Source organism: Streptomyces himalayensis subsp. himalayensis (assembly GCF_013778455.1).
Lineage (GTDB): Bacteria > Actinomycetota > Actinomycetes > Streptomycetales > Streptomycetaceae > Streptomyces > Streptomyces himalayensis.
The window spans coordinates 53,998-73,183 of sequence record NZ_JACEHE010000020.1 but is presented as its reverse complement, the minus strand read 5'-3'; the positions used below and the strand labels follow the sequence as shown (position 1 = coordinate 73,183).

Here is a 19,186-nt window from a genome sequence, read left to right as displayed (position 1 = left end):
CTTTACCTGACGACCTGCAGCTCACCGATCGCCACCTGCACGTTCGATTGCCGGATCTCGGTGAGCTGGCCAGCTGCTCCGCCGCCCTGCCAGTCGATCGTCCACGTCGACGTCGCCGTCACCTGGAACTTGCCGCCCTGTGCACCGGCTGACGTCTTGGAGTAGACGTGTCCGCAGGTCGGCGATTCGGCCATGGCATCGGAGCCCCTATAGGGCGTGCCCGGGCCGGTGCACGTCACCGTGACGCCGTCGCCCATCTGCCACACGATCTTCGACACCTTCGCGGTGGCGGTCACGGTCACACCACCCGCCGACGCCGACGCCGTGTTGGGCCCGTACGTCGTGGCGCCCTGGTTGACCCACATCCACATCGGGACACCGACCGTGTATTTCCCGGCCGCCCGCGGGCTGGCGATGTCCGGGCCCAGCAGCGTCATGGAGTCGACCGCGCGCTGGGCCAGCTCCTGCGGGTCCACCTGCGGCGCGGTTTGGCCCTGCGGTACTACCACGAAGCCGTCGGTGTTGTTCTGGCCGCCGTCCGAACAGGCACGGAAGTACAGGTCGTTCTTCTGAGGGTCGGCGCCCTTCCAGGCCGGATGGTTGGCCGGCGGCTTCGGGTCGACCTTGGTCAGTTCGCACTGCATCTTGCTGTCGCCGCCGCCCTCGGAGCCGGTCTGCGTGCCCTTTCCGCCGGTCTGGTCATCGATTCCGACTCCGACGCAGAACTTCTGGACATGGCAGTCGCCCGCGTCGATGTTCGGGTCGTCCTCGGCATGAGCGGTCCCTGCCGCGGCGAGAACGACGACGCCGCAGAGCACGGCGAGACGTCGGGTCAGCATGTTTGGTCTTGCGCGGTCAGCTTCGTGACCATCCACTTCGTCCCCCACTTCTCAAGCGTTGCCGTGCTGACGTACTTGGTGAGGCGCTCCGATGGCAGCGGGACATTCTTCTTCGAGTCCTTCTCGACCAGCGTCCAGTTCGTGGTGTCGACGCAGTCCGAGATGGTGGCCGTCGGGATTTCCGCATCGGTCACCTTGGTGACCTTGGGGTGGATCACCGGCTTCCCGGTCGTCAGCTGTCCGGCCTTCCGCATGGCCGACAGGTCGTCCTCAATGCCGGCCAGTGCCTGGAGGGTGGTGACGTTCTTCAGATCGGTGCCCGCAGAGGATGCCTTCGCGTATGCCTCGGTCTGTGCTTCCCAAGAGCGGGTGTACGCCGCCAGTACGGCGGCTTCCTCAGGGTCGACCGCACTACTGGAGGACGGGGACGGGCTCGCGGTTTGGGTGCGGTTGGGCTCGGGCGGGGATGATTTCGTGCCGTTGTCGCTGCAACCGGCCACCGTCGCCAGACTGCTCGCAAGCAGAAGCGCAGCTGCGTGCTTCCGAATGCGAACAGCGGCGAGCCCTGACGGGTGTCGTTGTGTAAGTGTCACGTTTTCTCCCCGTACGACGCGGTGTGACATGGCCGCTGTCCCGGCCGCCTGCACGCGGCAGCCCAGATCTGCGGCCTGGTGGAGCTGCGGTGATCCGTTTGCGTAGCCGCAAGATTACGCATCTGTCAGTCAACTTCCCAGTGTGGTACTTGAGTTCACTCGTACAACTCCGGACGTATCCGGTCACATTCGGGGCCGGTTATCGATTTGTGGTTCTGTGCATTCGTGTATTCGCGCTGCAGTGCGGTCTGGTATGTGATGCGTGCGAGCCGGGATCCTCGCCGGGCTTCCAGGGACGCGGCCAGATGGTGATCACGTCGCCGTCGAGGGTGACGCGCTGGTTGGGGAAGCGGCGGCGTACGAGGTGCAGGTCGTCGAGGTCGAAGTCGCCGGCTCCTTCGACCACGCAGGCGTCCCCGACGTACGAGACGGCCTGTGTCCTGCCGGGCCATGCGCAATCTTCGTTGCTGCGAATTTCGCCAGTAGCGTGCGTCATCTTCGCATTCCTCAAGTTCAGGGCATGCAGGGCGGATTGAACCTCTGGTCCTTGCGTGCAGCAGTAAACTAGTGGTTCGCGTGAGCAAATATCAAGTGGTTGTGGGAAGACCCGGAAGGTTGCAGTACTTCGACGCCGAAGCCCGTACGGTCCGCGGGGAGTTACAGCTCGGTCCACGGGCGAGGCTCGCCGCCACCGAGAGGCACCCACACGTTTTTGGTGGGGCTGTGTTCTTCGAGGTCTTCAAGGACTGCGGCGCCGAGCGGCACTTCGCGGGCGAGTGCGGCCACGAGTGGGTGTTGGGCGACCATGGCCTGCAGGTCGCTGATCCGGTTGTCCAGGGTGTACCGGGAGGCTCCGGTCAGCACGAACAGGATCCGGGGGAACACCGGGTACCAGCGCAGCCAGACTGCGCCGGTGCTTGCCTGTTGCCGTGAGCGCTGGCGGCCGACGGGTTGCGGCTCGTAGGACCACAGCCGCGCGTACTCGATCAGCTTCGCCGCCAGACGTTCGCTGCCCATGGTGGCCCGGTCCACTTCGACGAAGGCCCGCAGCTTCGTGCGCTGTTCATGGCCGGTGAGCGTGTAGTGCATGACCGCATCCGCGATGACCTTCTCGCCGTCACTGAGCGGGTGGGAGACCTCGGGTGTCCAGTCCAGGTGGCCGTGCTCATCGCCGCGTCGGCGGGCGTCGGCGACGAAGGGCAGGTGGGAGCGGACCACGGTGAGGGTGTGCGGGGTCTTCAGGGAGGCGGCGGTTGCCGAGGTGATCGGATACGGGGGCCGGCCGCGCAACGCTGGCCAGTCCCGGGTCAGGCGGGCGCCCTCGGAGGTGAGATGCCAGGCGCGGGAGCGGTTGGAGCGGGGCAGCACCGTGTAGTCGAGCAGACCTTGGCGGCGCAGCTTGTTGAGCGGGGTGGAGACGGTCTGCCGGGTCGCGTGGGGACGTAGCAGGGCGTGGAGTTGGCTGGTGGTGGCCATGCGGTGCTGGGCGAGCGCGGCCAGGAGCTGGTGCGGCAGCGGCTCGACGGGACTGGGCGTGAGCTGGGGCGGTTTGGCTTTGGTGAGGGCGGGGTTGACGGTCACTGGTATCCCTTCTGCAGCCGCACGGCAGTTGCGCCGACGGGCGTGTGCTGGGCGAGGAAGCTGTTGACGCGATGGAGCTGGCCGGCCGCGCGGGCGGTGAGCTGATCGAGCGGGAGCGCGCCGGCAGTGGCGCGGGCAGCGCGCTCGAGGGCGGCGACCTGGCCGGGGCGGGCCTGGTCGGCGAACACCTCGTCGAGGTGGGGTCCGGTGATACGCACCGGTCCGATACGGCGGCCGCGGACAGTCAGCGACACGTAGTGCTCGAACCGGTCCAGGACGGCCACTTCGTCGGGGCTGGGGCTGTCGCCCCACTCGGCGGTAATCGCAGCGATGGCCGTCTTGGAGCCGGCGGTGCTGGCCAGCGTGGAGGCGTTCTGCGTCAGTGACAGCCGCACCGGGGCCGGTAGGCGGGCCAGTAGCTGGGTCATGCCGTGGACGGTGACCCGGTACTTGCGGAAGTCCTCGAACATTGATGCGATCGTCTCCGGGGCGGCGCCGGTCAGGGTGATCAGCTCGTCGAAGTAGAGCCGGAACGGCACCCGCTGGTCCTCGGGGGTGTCGCGGCGGGAGCGCACCGCGCGCAGCAGGTCGCGGGCGAGCAGGGCGGTCAGCAGCCGGTCGGTGGGCCCGTTCCCGGCCGGGCATACCCACACGATCATCCGGTGGTCCATGGCTGCGCGGCTGTTGTAGACGCCGACCGGCTGGCCGAGGAAGGCCCGGGTGACGGGGTTGGCGGCCAGCCGGGTGAGCGGATTGAGCACGATGGCGAACGCGTCGGCGGGGAGAGTGGGAAACACCGTGTGCCACCAGGCGCGGGTCTCCTCATCGAGCCTGCCGGTCACGGCGGCCAGCGCCGCAGCGCGGAAACCGGGGTCGGTGAGCAGCGCCCGGACATGGAAGAGCGTGGTCTGATCCTCGGGGCGGCTGGCTTGGCAGGCGGCCTCGTTGACGGCGACCAGCACGGCCAGAGCGGCGGTGAAGATGGTGATCGCCCGGGGCGCGGCCGTGTCGTCCCAGCCGAGCGCGGCGGCGAAGGCGTCCACGACTGCCTCTACGACCTCGTGCGGCGCCTGCCCCTGGTGCATCGCCAGCGGATTCCACGCACTCAACTGCGCTGCAGGACCGGGTGCGTTGAGGTCGACCAGCGCGATCCGCTCCATAAGGTGGTCGTGGGCCAGGAACGGTACGGCGCGCGGCCAGGAGTCGCGGTGGGGGTCGATGACCATCAGTCCGCCGCCGGCGTGCGCCCAGCCGATCGCCTGGGCGAGGGCACGTTCTGTCTTGCCGCCGCCCGCCTTGCCCACCGCGCACTCGAACAGTGTCTCTGCGGCGTAGGTGGCGACCAGACGCTCGCGGCCGTCGGGGCCCCGGTAGAGGCCCTGCAGCAGCAGCTCGGGGTCGCCGAAGGCGAAGGTGGGCAGGTCACCGGCCAGCAGCGGCAGGCGGCAGTGCTTGGTCGGCGGTTTCAGCAGACCGGTGAGCTCCTCCAGCCGCATCCAGTTGGCCCGCGGCGGCTGGCAGTATCCGTGTGTCCAGCGTCGTTCGAAGGCGTGGCGGCTGGGCCAGTGGTCGGCACCCAGTCGCCATGGGCCGATGCGCAGACCGCGCATCGCCCACCGGGCCCGGCCGCCGAACACATCGAGGGCGGCCTGCATCTGGCCCAGCCTCGCCTCGGCCCGGCCCTCGACGTTCGAGGCACAGGTGACCAGCAGCTGGACGCGCACCAGCTGGTCGTCATCGGCGAGCTTGCCCAGCGCCTCGGCGGGATCCACCCGGCGCGGGAGGGGCGGCATCACCAGTCGGCGCCCGCCCACGGCGTGCCTGCCGCTCAGCAGCTGTTGGAACTGCCAGCCGATGGAGTCCTCGATCGCGGCGGCGTCCCTGCGTACCGCACGGGACGCGCGCTCGGCCTCGCGTCGCTCACTGCGGCGCGCGGCTTGCATGAGCTGCATGCGGCGGGAGCGCAGGGCCCACTTGGGAGCCCGCTGAATGTCCACGCGTACTTCGGCGAGGTCCCCGAGATCGGCCCGCAAATCGCAGACCGCGTCGACGAGTGGCTGCAGCGGATCAGGGGCCAACGGCACCTCCCGCAGCGGCGCGATCGTCTTGCCACGCAGGATGAACTCGGCACGGACGACATGCGTGCGTGGCTTGTCGACGATCGGCGCGGCCTTGCGCAAGGTCACGTTCGGGCCGAACGGGGTGATGGACAGCAGGCGTTCCCCGCCGGCCGGGCCTTCGATCCGGTAGCGCAGCGGGCTGGAGCCATCAGCCCGCAGCCGGATCTGCACCGTCTTCGTCCGGCGCGGCGCCCACCACGGCATGCTGGTTGAGGCACGGGCGAGCTGCACGCCACGGCGGAAGATCTCCTCCAAGCCCGGGTCGAAGTGCCGGGAGGGGGTGAGCTCCAGAGCCATCCGCTCGGCGGAGGCCTTCAACGCCAGCCGCCGAACCACCGCTTCACCCAGCCCCCACGCCACGAGTGCGGCCCCCACCGGCAGGTACCAGTGCTCAGCGAGCCAGTCCGCGATGTCGAGCACAGTGGCGAGCAGGCCGAACACCTGGCCGGACGCCGCCTGGCCGGCATCCCGGTTCAGGTACGGGGCTGCGGTGTCCACGTTGACGCTCCCTTCTTCGAGGTCGTGCGGGTGAAATGCAGGTCGGTGATGCGGCCGTCGGTGTAGGTGCCGCCGCGGTCGGCGCCCGCCCACACCAGGTGCACCACCGCCCGATGGGGGCCGCCGTCCTTGCGGGCGATGGCCGCCTGGATCCGGAACCGGCTGTACGCCGGCGCGATCGCCTGGCCTTGGTCGCCGAAGACGGTGGGCCACTGCGAGCGGCCGATCCCTGTGGCGTCGGCCCGCAGCAGTTCACGGCCGGCCGCGAGGAGTTGCCGCTCGTCGCGGGCGGCAAGGTCTGCGGGCCAGGCGTCTTCCAGCGCCTGTTGGATGACGCGATCACCGGCAGCGCCTTCGCCGTGTGGCGGCAGCGCGGACGCGGTGGACGGCCCCGCCGAGGCGCTGGTGGTTGGAGCGGGTGCGGGCACGCCGTTCGAGGCGGGATGCCCGGTGGGGGAGGCCGCCGGGTGATGGGGTGTCGGGGCGGCCGTATCCGGCGGCGCAGCCGGTACATCCTGGCCTTGGGACGGGGCTAGCAGGATCATCCCGGTCACGGACAGGACAACGGTGGTGATCAGCAGCAGGCGCGGCGAGCGCGGCAGGGATGTGGTCATAGCAGGCGCGCTCCTCCCGCGTAGCCGGACATCGCATCGACCGCGTCCAGACGCACGAGGGTGCCGGGGCGGGCGGCGTTGACCATCTGACCGCCACCGACGTAGATACCGACGTGGTAGATCGTCGAGTCGCGGCCGGGGGCATAGGCGTAGAAGACGAGGTCGCCGGGCTTGAGGGCGGCCGCGCCGAGGCTGGCGGGGATCCGCTTGCCGGCTCCGGCTCCGGCTCCGGCTCCGGCTCCGGCTTGGGCGGCCGCGGTGCGCGGCAGGCGGATGCCGGCCTTCGCGTACGCGTACCGGGTCAGCCCCGAGCAGTCGTAGCCCTTGATCGAGGCGCCGCTCTTCCCGCTCGGCGAGCAGCAGATCCCGCTGCTGGGGCCCTTGGTGGTGCCGCCGCCCCAGGAGTAGGGCACACCCCGTTGGGAGAGTGCCGCCTCGAGCACGGTGCGGGCCTTCCCGGACACGTTGTTCAGGTCGGGGTCCTTGGCGGCTGCCGTGTACTGGTCGATCCAGCCCAGCACATTGGCGACGTATGCGCTGGAGTGGTTGTACTGCCAGATCGCCGCTGTGAGTTGGGCGCGCTGGGCCAGGTTGCGGCCGTTGCCGCACAGGTAGATCGCGGCGCCGAGGGCGGCGTCGTCGGCGTTGTGCGGGTCGGCGGTCTTGTCGCCGCTGGCGTCCTTGCCGATCTGCTGCCAGGTGGAGGGGAGGAACTGGAACGGCCCGACGGCGCGCTCACCGCTCTGGGTGCCGTCCCAGCGGCCGTTGTCGGTGTCCGGGAAGAGTGTGGTGTTGCCGCCCGCGCCGGAGCCGTTGAGGAGCACCCCGTAGATCTTGGGGCGGATGTCACCGCCTGCGGCGATGGTGCGGCCGATGGCGTGGTGGGACTCGACCTTGGCGATGCCGGCGAGGATCGGCCACCGCATGCCCTGGCACGTGGGCACATGCCGAACGGCGAGCTGTATGGCCTGCTTGTAGGCGGTGAGCATGCGCGGCGGGATGTCCGCGGCCGTGCCGCCCTCGGCGATTCCTCCCTCGCCTTGTGCTCCGGTCTGCAGAGCGACGTATGCGCTGATCGCGTTGGATACGGGAGCGGCGCAGCACACGGCGGCGAACAGCAACAGCACCACTCCACACCCCCACCGCCCCATGCGGCGCCGGGCCGGCCTCACTCGTCCTCACCGTCCTCGCGTCGCCGCCGGGCGGGACCCCGCTCCTGGCGCAGCCGCTCGGCCTCGGGCGCGGTCCGCCGCATCAGCTCCTCAAACCGGGCCCGGGCCTGGCTGCGCGCTGCATCGCTGGTGCCCCCACCGCCGGGCAGAACCGGCCCTGCCTGGCCCGGGGCCCTCGCCGGATGCCGGGGTGCACCGCCCCCCAACGGCGGGGGCGACGCCGGGGCAGGCGCCGCTGAGGCGGCACTTGAAGACGCCGGCGCGTTGGGCTGCGCGGACGCCGGTCCCCTACGGCCTGCAGGGCCGCTGGACCTGGGCGGCCGCGGAGGACTGGCCTGGCGGGCAGCCGGTGCCGGTGCCGGTGCCGGTGCCGGTGCTGTTGCGGTCGGCAGGCGGCGGCTGGCGAACGGGCCGGGCCCGCCGCGGTCGTCGGTGTGCTCCCGCATGATGCGGGACACATGCCGCCCCGTGTCTGACCAGGCCCGGGCGTCCTCGCGCAGCGTGTTTGCCCACACTCGCACCTGCTGGCGGGCGTCCCTTGAGTAGCGCGAGCCACCCGAGCGGGCCCGGCGGACGCCTGCCGGCAGGCCGACCGTCGTCGCGTAGGCGGCCCGAGCGCCCCGGTTGAGGATGCGGTAACCGCGCAATGGGACAAGCCGGTTGTGCGCGCGCGTCGAGAGCAGGGTGCGGTCGCTGGTGTGGTCGTGGAGGGTCCGACCGTCCCGGTCGACGATGCGTCCTTCTTCGTCGCGGTACCGGTCCGCTGGACCGCGGGGCCTGAGGGGGCCGCCCGGACCTGGACCCGGGCCTGGCCCTTCGCCGCCCGGCTGCGTGCCGGCGTCGCCGTCGACGCCGGTGGGCTTTTGCCACTTGGCGAGCTGTTCCTTGTCCGGCCGCTTGCCGATCAGCAGCCAGTGCGCGCCCTTCGCGCCGAGCCGCGCGCCGAGCCCTGCCCCGGCTGCCGCAGCCGTGAGCGGGGCGAGACCCCGCCGGGCTTCGGCGCCTGCGTCGGCGAGCATCTGCCCGGTGTCGATGGGCATGCCCGCGCCGTCGACCAGGGACGTGAGGGCGCCCATCAGCCGCTGGCGGGTGCCGAGGAGCCCGTAGCGGCCGCCGCCGGTGAAGGCGCGCAGCCCACTGCCGTAGCCGCCGCCCAGAGCAGCGGGGGAGTTCATGGCGAGGGCGGCGCCGAGGTCGGAGCTGTCGCCGGGCATGTGGGTGCCGCCGACCTTGGCGTAGCGCATCCGCATGGCCATGCGCCGGCCGAAGGACGTGATGCCCATGAGCAGCCTGCGGTGCCCGGCCGCGCCGGCGATCGCCAACACGTCGATCAGCAGGATCCGCTCCACCATCAGATGGGGGCCGTCGGTCAGGATCGCGTCGACGGCGATGCCGAAGAACGGCACGAACGCGCAGATGCCGACCACCGCGAGAACCGAAATCCCCCACAGGGACAGCCACTTCCACACCGTCTGGCGTGGCGGACCGGGGAGCATGCTCGCGATGAAGGCGACCCCGCCCGCAGCCGCGGCCGCCGCGCAGATGCCCTGGGTGCCCAGCAGGACGATCGCGGAGGAGAGCAGCATGCCGCAGATGAACAGCGCGCCGATCAGCAGCAGTCCGGCGCCGCCGACCCGCCACCAGGTGGGCTTTTCGGCGTAGGCGGCACACGACGTGCCGACCAGGCCGGCCTTCTTCAGATCGGCGAGGAACGCGGCGAACTCCTGGTCCTCCTCGCTGACGACGGGGCTGGCCGTGTCCAGCAGCTCCCCGCCCGGAGTGAGGGTCGGCAGCTCGTCACTACCGCGGGAGGCGCCGTTGGTGTCGCGCTCGCAGTACTTCTTGCCCGGCCCCCAGATCTTGTCGCAGGGATCGCTCTCCTTGTCGTCGCCGCCGTCCTCGGTACCCGGCCTGTAGCCGCCCGTGATCCACTTCAGATGGACGGCGTAGGCCTTGCGGTCGGCAGGCTTGGCCGGGTCGAGGATGCGCCCGTACTGCAGCAGCATGTACGGCTTCACCACCAGCGCGTTGGTGATCGAGTGCTGGAGGGGGCGGGCCACGTCCGTGGAGGAGACCGGCCGTTCGGCTTCGCGCTCCAGGCACTTGATCTCCTGGTTGCCGGCCATGCCGTCGCACGGGCCCCGGCTGGCGAGTTTGCCGCCCCAGTCGTAGGAGTTGACGGATCGCTGGGCGACCTCGGCGGCCGCCTCCTGGGCCTGCCCCAGCGGGCCGTCCTGGGCCAGCAGGTAGTCGGGGCGGACGAACGCGGACGCTGCCAACGCCCCGACGAGCAAGGTGAGGAAGATTTCGCCCAGACCACGGCCGACACGGCCGCGCACGAGCATGAATCCGGCGAACACGAACGCCCAGGCCAGCAGCACACCCTTCAGTCCGAGGGTGTCGACGACCACGCTGTTGTAGGCGTCGGCGACCTTCTGCGCCGGAGCGGAGAGGATCTTCAGCAGCGGGAACCGGAAGGCCACCTCGATCGCCCACCCCGCAAGTCCCACCAGCAGCCGGATCAGCGTGAACAGGCCGGACAAGGCGAATGCCAGGGCTTGGGTCTTGAAGCTGACGATGGAGCCGCCTTCGGCGTTCAGCTCGTACCCGTTGATCGCCACCCCCTCGGAGGAGGTGATGTTCAGCGGGGCGAGCAGGTCACCGGTCTCACTGTTGCTACTCGCCGCATACACGACCTGGCTGTTCACCATGACGAACACGACCGTGGCCAGAGCTACGAAGCCGGCCGAGCGGAGCGTGCCGCGGTCTGGGCGGAACATTCAGTGCCGCCTTTGCATGGCGGCGTCACGACGCCGCCACATGACGAGGGCGGCCACGCCCGCGGCGGGCGGCACCAGCTGCCACGCCGCACCGGCGCCGCGAGGGTCCTCGGCCAAGGCGGCGGTCGTGGTGCCGCGCTCGCACCAGGCCTTGCCCGGCCCTGCGATCAGGTCGCACGGAGTCTTGTGCGTCGAGTGGACGTCGGTGGCGAAGGCCTGCCCGGTGCGCGGCCACCACGCCTCCGGCATGCTCACCCCGGGGGCCAGGACGAGCGCGCCGGCGGCGACGGCGATCACCATGAGGACGCTGCCCGCGGCGGCGAAGCGCCGGGAGCGGTCCCAGGAGGAAGAAGTCATGAGAGTTGTTCCTTCGGCCGGGCGGCTTCAGGTGTGTCCGCTGCGTGCGGACGGCTGTGGTCGTGGCGGCGGCCCGGGGTAGTGGTGATGGACGAGGCGATGCGCTCGATGTGGGGGATGACGGCCTTGATACGGCCGGTGTTCTGCCGCGGGCAGGTCAGCAGGAACTCGCCCTCGCGGCCCTTCTGCCCGACGGGGGACAGGCCGGTGGTCACCAGCCGCAGAAGCTCCGGGTCGCCTGGGTCGAGTCCGACGAACTCCAGTCCGCGGCGGGCGCGTTCACGATCCGTGGTGCGGGCGAGCACGCGGTAGGCCATCAGGCCACGGTCGGGGCCGAGCTCCTCGGCGTCGTGCGATCCGGCGAGCAGGCCGGCACCGTGCTTGCGGCCGTCGTGGAGGATCTCGTGGACCAGGGCGGTGCCCTCCGCAGAACTGGTCAGCCAGTACAGCTCGTCGAGGACAACCGCAGTGAACCGCTCCGGGTCTTCGAATGCGGTCTGCCGGGCGATCGCCGCGATCAGGTACAGCACCGCACGGCCGATCAGTGCCTCCAAGGGCTGCTGATGCAGCACTTCGGGCTTGTCGAACGCGGCCTTCGGCGGCAGCTTCAGCCCCGTCGTCGTGATCACGATCATGTCGGAGGCGCTGGAGGCGTCCAGCCGGACCGGCGGCAGCGTCGGGTCGAACACCATCGCCGCCAGCGGGTTGCAGGCCACGACCCGGATGAGGCCGGTGAGGGTGGCGGCCGCGTCCTGCCGCTTGCCCGCCTCGCGCGCGGCCATCTCCTCGAGGACCTGAAGGACGCGGCGCATGGAGGGGGCGTCGCTGGCGGCGGCCTGCTCGACCGCGTGGTGGAGGACCTCGCCGTTCGTGCTCATCGGGCCGATGCCCAGTTGCAGGGTGAGGTAGCTCAGCGCGTAGTGGCGGCCCTCGGGCCCGGTGAACATCCTCAAGGGGTCGATCGACACCTCGGCCTGGGCTGCGTCGATGATCTGGCAGCGGCCCTTCGCCGCCGCCCGCGCGAAGGTGGCCCATTCCCGTACCGGGGTGCGGTCGATGCAGATCGCGCAGCCCCCGCGCGCCCACACCGCCTCCGCGATCAGCTTCTGAAGGACGCTCTTGCCTGCGCCGAGATCGCCGACGATGCCCATGGAGGCGGACGCGTCCTGCTTCGGCGCATCCGCCACGTTGATCATGACGGGGCGGGTGGTGCCGCAGTCCAGGTCGATGCCGAGGAACATGCCGTTCGGGTCGCCGACCTCACAGGCGGTGAAGGCACCCGACAGCGCCCAGTCCTCCGAAACCTGATGCTGCGTGAACTCCCTGACCACACCGGGCCGTACGGTGCCGGGCAGGCCCAGGGCGAACAGGGCCTCCTGCAGGCCGGCCGGGCGAACGGCGCGGTAGTCGGCGCCGCCGAGCAGCGCGGCCAGAGCCCGCGCGCGGGCGTCGCAGATCGCGGCGGTCGGCCCCCATACCGTCAGCACGGTCACCGACTGCACCTCGACCTCGACGGACGTGCGTGACAGGCGGGCGTCCAGCTCGCCCAGATCGCGGGCGGCCTCGGTCAGCGAGGGCGGCATGCCGGTGGGGCGCGCGTCGTACTGGTCGGCCTGGTCGATGAGCTCGTTTTTCTTGCGCCGCACCTGATCGCGTGCCTTCTCCGCGGACACCAGGGCGAGGTCGACGGTGTAGTCGACGGGGAACTCCAAGGTTTCCAGCTGGGCGAACAGGTCGGCGGCGTCCTGGCTGACGGCGGGCGGGCACTCGGCCAAGGCCAGGTGGGCCTGGTAGCCGGTTCCGGCGTCCGTTTCGACCTGTAGCCAGCGCCGCCGCAGAGGCGAGGCAGCGGTGGTGATCCGCCACCAGGCCTTGCGGCCCGACCGCGTGAGCTGGTCGGTGATCCCCAGGCGCTCGATGTCGTCGAGTTCAGGGTCGATGCCGCCTTCCTGCAGCCGGGCCTGCCCGAGGTCGGCGTAGCTGGGGGAGTGCAGCACCCCGCCGTGGACCTGTCCGCCGTACAGGTCGCTGGCGTCGGCTTCGGCGAGCAGGGGTTCGTTCAGGCCGCGGTGCAGAGAGTGCTGGATCATCCACACGATCTCCGCCGGGCGGGCCGGACGGAACGCCACGCCGCCGGCGAGCGCGGCCTCCACCCGCAAGGCCTGCTCGCGGTAGGCGTTCACCTCGCGCCGGGCCACCGGCACTGGCCGCATCCCCAGGGCGGGGGCGATCTGCGCCCAGACCGAGCCGAGCAACGCGGTCACCTGCCCGCTGGCGGTGTCGGTCTGCAGCGGCACCGCCAGCCACAGCGTGCGGCGGTGCATCTCCTGACCGTCCAACAGATCCAAGGTGGCTTCGACGTTCTCCACCCACGGATGCGGCTGGTCGTCGGGCATCGCTTCGGCCGGCTCGATGCCTTCGATCATGCGCAGCGCGATCTCACCCGGATCGACCCTTGCGCACAGCCCGATCAGGCGGGGCGCCCCGGACAGGGAGCGCACCATGTGCGTGATCTTGGCGAGTTGCTCGTCCCGGACGGGGGCCGGCACGTAGGTGCCCTGCACCGTCTCCTCACGGTGGCCGCGGGCGTCCGGGCCCGGGTGCAGCCGGTAGACGGCCCACACGCTGCCGTGGGTCGACCACACCAGATGTCCGGCGATGTGACGGATCGGAACCCTCACCGCACACCACCGCCCTGCTCGGCGAGTGCGAGCAGCTGCTGCACGCCCGAGATGGGACGGGCCGGCTGCGTACGGGCAACGGCCACCGAACGCCCACCGGCCGACGGGCGCCGCGCAGATCCGCGGCCGGGCGCCCGATCCGAGGACCCGTGCGGCGCACGGGGCGTGATCGCAGGGGCCCAGGCGGCGTCCTCGATGACAAAGCCACCGACCAGAGGGCGGGCTGCGCGGTCCCGGGCGGCCCGTCCGCCGATCCGCCCGCCGTGCGGCTGCCAGGCCAGCAGCAGCCAGCCCGCCGCCGCCTGCATCGGGACGCGGCCCTTGATCTTCGGACGGCGCACCGCCCAGGTCGCCAGCACCCAGGCCGCGACCGGGATGGGCCCCATCCACGACCACCAGCTGATGGTCTTGACCAGGAGGAAGCCGCCGACGACCGCGAGGAAGATCTGGGCGGGGGTGTAGGGGCCGAGGGGGATGCGCCAGTCGGCCACCTTGCCCAGGACCCACGGGTGGCGGCGCGCGGCGGTGTAGTAGCGCCCCACCCGGGCGGCGGACGCGCTCACCACCAGCCTCCCGGACCTGCCACGTGGTCACGGGCAGCTGGATCAAAGCCCTCGACGACGCCGGGGAGGGCGGGAGCCGACTTGGAGGGGTTTTTGACCTCGTCCTCGAACATCCTGGCAAGGTCGTTGCGGGAGTTGTACAGCCCGAGCGCGATCACCATCAGCAGCAGGGCGCCGATGCCCGCTTTCAGGCTGAACCTCTGGACCATGATCACGACGACGAGGACGGACAGGCCGGCCTGCAAACCCTTGGTCGCCCAGTCCTTGAACATGCTGATCCACGAGTCGCCGAGGTCGTTCAACTCCCCGGCGAGCATCACGCTGTGCACGGTGATCACGACCGGACACCCCCCTCCTGGGCGGTGACGCCGCAGGCAAGCGCCGCGACTTCCCACCGGCCCGAGCGGGCCGTGAGGGTGAGCTCATAACTGAGCGGCCACCGCCCGGCCTTGTCGCGGGCCTCCACCTGGGCGGCCACCCGCACCCGCGTGCCCTCAGCCGGGACCTGCTCGGCGGCCGCCGCCTCCTCGATCGCGTCGAGCCGTGTGACGGTGACCGTCTCGTACGGGGCGGGCGAGAGTGCCGACAGCTGCACCCCGGGGGCGAGGTAGCGGTCCACCTCACCGGACCCGGTCACATACGCGGCGAGGAACTCCTGAGCCGCCAACGACAGATCACCAGTCGTAGGGACCGACGTCCTGTACGGCGACCGCGCCGCCTGGGCGCGTGCCGGGCCGGCCACCACAGCGGGGGCTGCTGTCACGGTGAACGTCGTGCCGCTGCCGTCGGCGGCCACCGGCACCACGTAATAGCGCACCGAGCCCTCGGCGTACTGCGCAGCCAAGGTCACCGACCACCTCTGGCCGGAGCGCTGCGCACTGCGCACCGCCACCACCGACTCCAGCTTCGGCTGCGCACCGCCCCGCTCGGGCAGATCCACCTCCGGTGCCAGCGACTGCGCAAGACGCGCCTGCGCACTGCTGTCGTCGCCCCGGCTGCTGCGCAGCCACGCGGTAAGGAACACACCGGCATAGCCGGCCGGGTTGGCCGACACGGGCGTGCGCACCGTGGCCGGCTTCGCCTCGGCGGCCGCCTGGACCACCGTCGCCGGCGCGGTGACGGCGACGGCCAGGGCGATGGGCCCGGCCGCCACGGCAGCCCACACCCCCATGCGCCCCAGGCGGACACGGCGCCGCATCTGCGTGAGGCGGGCCCCCGCGGCCGTCGACGGGGCGCCTTGGCCCACCGGAGCCTGCTTGGCAGGAAACATTCCAAACTCCCAGGTCAGAACGGGTTGTTGCTGACCTTCAGGCAACCCGCCAGCCCCGACCCGACCACCGACCAACAAGGCCCGACCACGGTCACGATGGGGACACAAACGCCGTGGTCGGGCCCGTGGTCGGGCCGACCACAGCCCCGACCACGGGCCCCACGCGACCGATCGCACCGCCCCAAGGAAGGAAAGGGGTTCGACGGGAGCCGGGAGCCGACGGGAACGAGCGCGGTATGGCCCACCGGGGGAGCGGCTCACCGCACGGGTAGTGCGCGGCCTGCCCTTGTGCCGGCCCCGTGGAGCTGATTGCGCACTGGCTGCTGCATGCGCAGCAGTCCTACGGCGGACGTCGCCCGTCCCCGTGCGCAATCGCCCGCACGCGAGGACTGCGCAGGACCCCAGGCCGTTGCGCAGCCGCGTGCGCATGACCCGTTCCGTCGGTGCGCAACCGGGACTGCGCACCGCCCGCCAAGGGCGGCCGAGCACACATTGGTCGGGCCCGACCATGACCCCGACCACGGCAGCCTGGCGGGCAGTTGCCCGATCGTGACCGCTGGCCGGGGGTTGTGGCCGACGGTGTGGTCGGGCGTAGCGGGTGAGCTGACGGCATGGACGTCACGCCTGTTTCCTCGTCCGCCGGCACCGGCCGCCCTCCCTATGGCGCGGTCGCCTCGCTGCCCTCGCCGCCGCGCACCCCACGTGCAGACGGGAGCGCCGCGATGAGCGGCTATGGCGCGGGGATCCGCCGCGGGGTGATGGCGGCGGACCGGTTCACCCAGATCCGCAACGACCTCTTCCGCGACCCGAAGATTTCTTTCCGCGCCAAGGGAATCTTCGGCCTCATCTCCACCCACCGCGACGGCTGGCGGGTGAGCGTCACCGAACTGGCCCGGCTGGGGCCCGACGGGAAGGAGGCCGTCACCACCGCCCTGAAGGAGCTGGAGCAGCACGGCTACCTGTTTCGCGAGCGCGAGCGACGCTCGGACGGCACGCTCGGCGCCGCCGCCTACTTCATCACGGACATGCCCGAGCGCCCCGATGGCGACGGCACACCAGCCCCGCCGCCCTCCAGACCTCCAGCCAGGCAGAACCGCTGGTCACAACCAGAGTCGGAAAAGCCTGCGCAGGCTGAACCTGCGCAGGCTGACCCGCCAACAAAGAACACCAAGCCAAAGAAGACCACCAACCAGAACACCAACCCCGTCCGTCCCTCCGCCCCAAGCACGCGCACGCGCGAACACGAAGACGCGGCACGGACAAACCCCGGCACCGGGCAGAGTGCACCCGAGAACACGCCGCGCGAGGAACCGTCCGCGGGCGTCCGACTGTTGCTGTCGATCGGGGCACGCCATCCCGAGCTGCTGCTGACGGGAGCGGCACTGCGGGATCAGGGCCGGATCGTGACGGTCATGCTGGATGCGGGCTGGAGCCCCGAGCAGCTGCATCACGTCATCGCCGGCCGCCCTCTGCCGAGCCGGATCAGGACCTCCGTCGACGCGATCGTCGCCGCCCGGCTGCGCGCCGCCCAGAGCTACCCGCCCCCAGCCGCTTGCGCAGATGACGCCGACCCGCCCCAACCGCCTCCGACCCCGGATCCCTCCCGGGCGGCCTGCGATGGCCGCACGGTGATCGAAGCGGTCACCTACCGGGCGCTCGCCGAATGCGCCGGCTGCGGCAGGCCCGGATGCGCCCCCGGCGAAGACCTCTGCCCCGCCTGCCTTGACTGGCCCTGGTGCCGCAGCTGCACCGGCCCCACACCACGGCGCGCCCACCCAGGCGGCGACGGCCGCTGTGCCACCTGCGCCACCGCCCTGCGCCCTCTGGAAGGAAGCACTCAATGACCAACCTCACGCCGCCGCCGACCGGGCTCTCGGCGCTGCTGGGCCCCTTCGGCCGGCGTCCGTGCCGGTGGGAGACAGAACGGCTGCACGCCGCGCGGGGCGGCCATGTCTGCCGCGACGACGTGGCCTGCACGGACGGATGCGAGCGGCTGCCGCTGGTCAACTTCTGCCGTAGGCCTTGCGGGGCCCTGACCTGGGCGCCGCAGGTGACGCCGAACTCTGGATGCCATGCCTGACTTCGAGACACCGCGTCAACGGCTCCGAGATGATGGGTGGATGCAGCAACTCGAGGCGCAGGAAGTGTCCCTGCACAAGGTGTTCAGCAGCGACTACGACTTCCGTATACCGGACTACCAGCGGCCGTACGCCTGGGAGGTCGAGCAGGCCACCCAACTGCTCAATGACTTGGAGGAAGCCCTGGAGCGAGGAACGGACGAGCCGTACTTCCTGGGCTCCATCGTTCTCGTCAAGGCGAAGGGCAACGCAACCGCCGAGGTCATCGACGGCCAGCAGCGCCTCACCACCCTGACCATCCTGCTTGCCCTCCTCCGCGACCTGACGGACGACCCCGAGCTGCGCAGCGATCTCGACAAACTGGTCACCGAGCCGGGCAACAAAGTCCGCAGGCTCGATCCCCGACCCAGGCTCACCCTGCGCAGCCGCGACGCCGGCTTCTTCCAGCAGTACGTCCAGACCACGGGAGCCACCGAGACACTGCGCACCCTGAAGGAGGGGGCGCTACCGACGGACGCGCAAAAGTCCGTCCAACGCAACGCCAAGGCCCTGCACGCGATACTTGCCGACTGGTCCGAGGAGCGCCGACTAGACCTCGTGCAGATGCTGGGCGAACGCACCTTCCTGGTCGTCGTCAGCACCCCCGACCTGGACAGCGCGCACCGCATCTTCAGCGTCATGAACTCCCGCGGGCTGGACCTGTCACCCACCGACATCTTCAAGTCGCACATCATCGGCGCTCTCGACGCGCAGACCTCGCAGGAGTGCGCCCGCAAGTGGGAGGACGCAGAGGAGGCGCTCGGCCGCGACGACTTCGCCGACCTGTTCCTCCACCTGCGGATGGTGTTCGCCATGAAACGGGCGGAGCGGGAACTGCTCAAGGAATTCCCCGAGCAGGTGCTCAGCCACTACCTGCCCGGCAAGGCCGAAGCGTTCGTCAACGACGTCGTCGTGCCGTACGCGGACGCCTACGTGCAGATCCGCGACGCCAACTACGCGGCAGCATCCGGAGCGGAGCAGGTCAACGCCTGGTTCAAGCGCCTCCAGCAGGTCGACAACAACGACTGGCGACCCGCAGCTCTGTGGGCGCTACGCAACCACGGCGACGACCCGGCCTGGCTCGACCGCTTCTTCGCCGCGCTGGAGCGGCTCTCGGCCAGCATGTTCCTCCGCCGTGTCTACACCACGCCTCGTGTCACCCGCTACGCCGAGCTGCTGCGCGAACTCGACGCCGGCAAGGGCCTGGACGCCCCGTCCTTCGGACTCACCGACGCTGAGAAGGCCGAAACGCTCGCCCGCCTGAACGGCGACATTTACCTGGTCACCAAGACCCGCAAGTACGTCCTGCTTCGCCTCGATGAGATGCTGGCCGGCAAGCCCGGAGTCTCCTACGACCACCCGCTGATCACCGTCGAGCACGTGCTGCCGCAGAACCCAAAGCGGGGGTCGCAGTGGCTGCGGCTCTTCACCGACGAGCAGCGCGAGCGGTGGATACACCGGCTGGGCAACCTCGTCCTGCTCAACCGGTCCAAGAACTCCTACGCCCAGAATTACGACTTCATAGAGAAGAAGGCCAAGTACTTCACGGGGAGGCACGGCGTTTCCACCTTCGCCCTGACCAGCCAGGTGCTGCAGCACCAAGACTGGACGCCGGAGCTGCTGCAGAAGCGGCAGCGGCGGCTCGTGGGCCTGCTGGCCGACGAGTGGGACCTGTGAGGGTGAGAGCAACCTGCAGGGCATGAGCACCGACTGCTCACTCATCCAGACAGCGCGGCTCGGGAAAGGGCGGACAGGCCAGCGATGAGCTGGGCAGACCAGTCCGGGCGGTCGCTCAGCTCGTCGGGGAAGGTGAAGCTTCAGACCAAGGTCACCCAGGGGTCGGGCAGGTGGGACGCCGCCTTGGCGATGGTGTTCAAGCTCTCCGAGTCCGCCCAGGCCCGATGGTGCACCGTCAACGGCGCCCATCTCGTCGCACTGGAGCTCGCGCCGGAGCCCGCTTGCAACGCGGACCACTGGTCGAGCGCGCGGAAGCGGGTCGCA

At 70.6% G+C, this 19,186-nt stretch carries 15 protein-coding genes and 1 pseudogene; 4 read left to right on the top strand and 12 right to left on the bottom strand.

Annotated features, from left to right (window positions below; genetic code table 11):
- Positions 1–2 precede the first annotated feature (2 nt).
- The 12 genes from H1D24_RS28335 to H1D24_RS28280 all read right to left on the bottom strand — a co-directional run bounded on the left by H1D24_RS28335 (position 3) and on the right by H1D24_RS28280 (position 15,068).
- Positions 3–839: an ATP/GTP-binding protein gene (locus H1D24_RS28335; protein ID WP_220137329.1), complete on the bottom strand. Its 837-nt coding sequence runs from the start codon at positions 837–839 to the stop codon at positions 3–5.
- Positions 833–1,339: a hypothetical protein gene (locus H1D24_RS28330; protein ID WP_181660552.1), complete on the bottom strand. Its 507-nt coding sequence runs from the start codon at positions 1,337–1,339 to the stop codon at positions 833–835. Before H1D24_RS28330 ends, H1D24_RS28335 begins: the two co-directional genes overlap by 7 nt.
- 750 nt (positions 1,340–2,089) lie before the next feature.
- Positions 2,090–3,013, bottom strand: a complete 924-nt coding sequence (locus H1D24_RS28325; protein WP_181660551.1) for a replication-relaxation family protein — start codon at positions 3,011–3,013, stop codon at positions 2,090–2,092.
- On the bottom strand, positions 3,010–5,631 hold the full coding sequence (locus H1D24_RS28320) for an ATP/GTP-binding protein (RefSeq protein WP_181660550.1): 2,622 nt from the start codon (positions 5,629–5,631) through the stop codon (positions 3,010–3,012). The genes H1D24_RS28325 and H1D24_RS28320 overlap by 4 nt, the downstream gene beginning before the upstream one ends.
- A complete protein-coding gene (locus H1D24_RS28315) occupies positions 5,607–6,245 on the bottom strand; it encodes an RAD23 family protein (protein WP_181660549.1) in 639 nt (212 codons plus the stop codon). The genes H1D24_RS28320 and H1D24_RS28315 overlap by 25 nt, the downstream gene beginning before the upstream one ends.
- Positions 6,242–7,372, bottom strand: coding sequence for a C40 family peptidase (locus tag H1D24_RS28310; RefSeq protein ID WP_309484470.1), 1,131 nt, complete (start codon positions 7,370–7,372; stop codon positions 6,242–6,244). The genes H1D24_RS28315 and H1D24_RS28310 overlap by 4 nt, the downstream gene beginning before the upstream one ends.
- 41 nt (positions 7,373–7,413) lie before the next feature.
- Positions 7,414–10,197 (bottom strand): hypothetical protein, encoded by a 2,784-nt coding sequence (locus H1D24_RS28305; protein WP_181660548.1) that lies wholly within the window; start codon positions 10,195–10,197, stop codon positions 7,414–7,416.
- Positions 10,198–10,554, bottom strand: a complete 357-nt coding sequence (locus tag H1D24_RS28300; protein WP_181660547.1) for a hypothetical protein — start codon at positions 10,552–10,554, stop codon at positions 10,198–10,200.
- A complete protein-coding gene (locus H1D24_RS28295; protein WP_181660546.1) occupies positions 10,551–13,235 on the bottom strand; it encodes an ATP-binding protein in 2,685 nt (894 codons plus the stop codon). The genes H1D24_RS28300 and H1D24_RS28295 overlap by 4 nt, the downstream gene beginning before the upstream one ends.
- Positions 13,232–13,798 (bottom strand): hypothetical protein, encoded by a 567-nt coding sequence (locus H1D24_RS28290; RefSeq protein WP_181660545.1) that lies wholly within the window; start codon positions 13,796–13,798, stop codon positions 13,232–13,234. Before H1D24_RS28290 ends, H1D24_RS28295 begins: the two co-directional genes overlap by 4 nt.
- Positions 13,795–14,115, bottom strand: coding sequence for a hypothetical protein (locus H1D24_RS28285; protein ID WP_220137338.1), 321 nt, complete (start codon positions 14,113–14,115; stop codon positions 13,795–13,797). Before H1D24_RS28285 ends, H1D24_RS28290 begins: the two co-directional genes overlap by 4 nt.
- A gap of 17 nt (positions 14,116–14,132) precedes the next feature.
- Complete coding sequence (locus tag H1D24_RS28280) at positions 14,133–15,068, bottom strand: conjugal transfer protein (protein ID WP_258564375.1); 936 nt, start codon at positions 15,066–15,068, stop codon at positions 14,133–14,135.
- A gap of 611 nt (positions 15,069–15,679) precedes the next feature.
- On the opposite strand from H1D24_RS28280, the gene H1D24_RS28275 reads away from it, so the two are divergent.
- The 4 genes and pseudogenes from H1D24_RS28275 to H1D24_RS28260 all read left to right on the top strand — a co-directional run.
- Positions 15,680–16,912 (top strand): helix-turn-helix domain-containing protein, encoded by a 1,233-nt coding sequence (locus tag H1D24_RS28275; RefSeq protein WP_181660543.1) that lies wholly within the window; start codon positions 15,680–15,682, stop codon positions 16,910–16,912.
- Positions 16,909–17,148 carry a hypothetical protein gene (locus H1D24_RS28270; RefSeq protein ID WP_181660542.1) on the top strand — a complete coding sequence of 80 codons (240 nt, stop codon included), beginning with the start codon at positions 16,909–16,911 and terminating at the stop codon, positions 17,146–17,148. The genes H1D24_RS28275 and H1D24_RS28270 overlap by 4 nt, the downstream gene beginning before the upstream one ends.
- A 40-nt stretch (positions 17,149–17,188) precedes the next feature.
- A complete protein-coding gene (locus tag H1D24_RS28265; RefSeq protein WP_181660541.1) occupies positions 17,189–18,862 on the top strand; it encodes a DUF262 domain-containing protein in 1,674 nt (557 codons plus the stop codon).
- A gap of 117 nt (positions 18,863–18,979) precedes the next feature.
- Positions 18,980–19,176 (top strand): annotated as a pseudogene (locus tag H1D24_RS28260) (IS256 family transposase); the annotation flags it as partial.
- Positions 19,177–19,186: the final 10 nt, after the last annotated feature.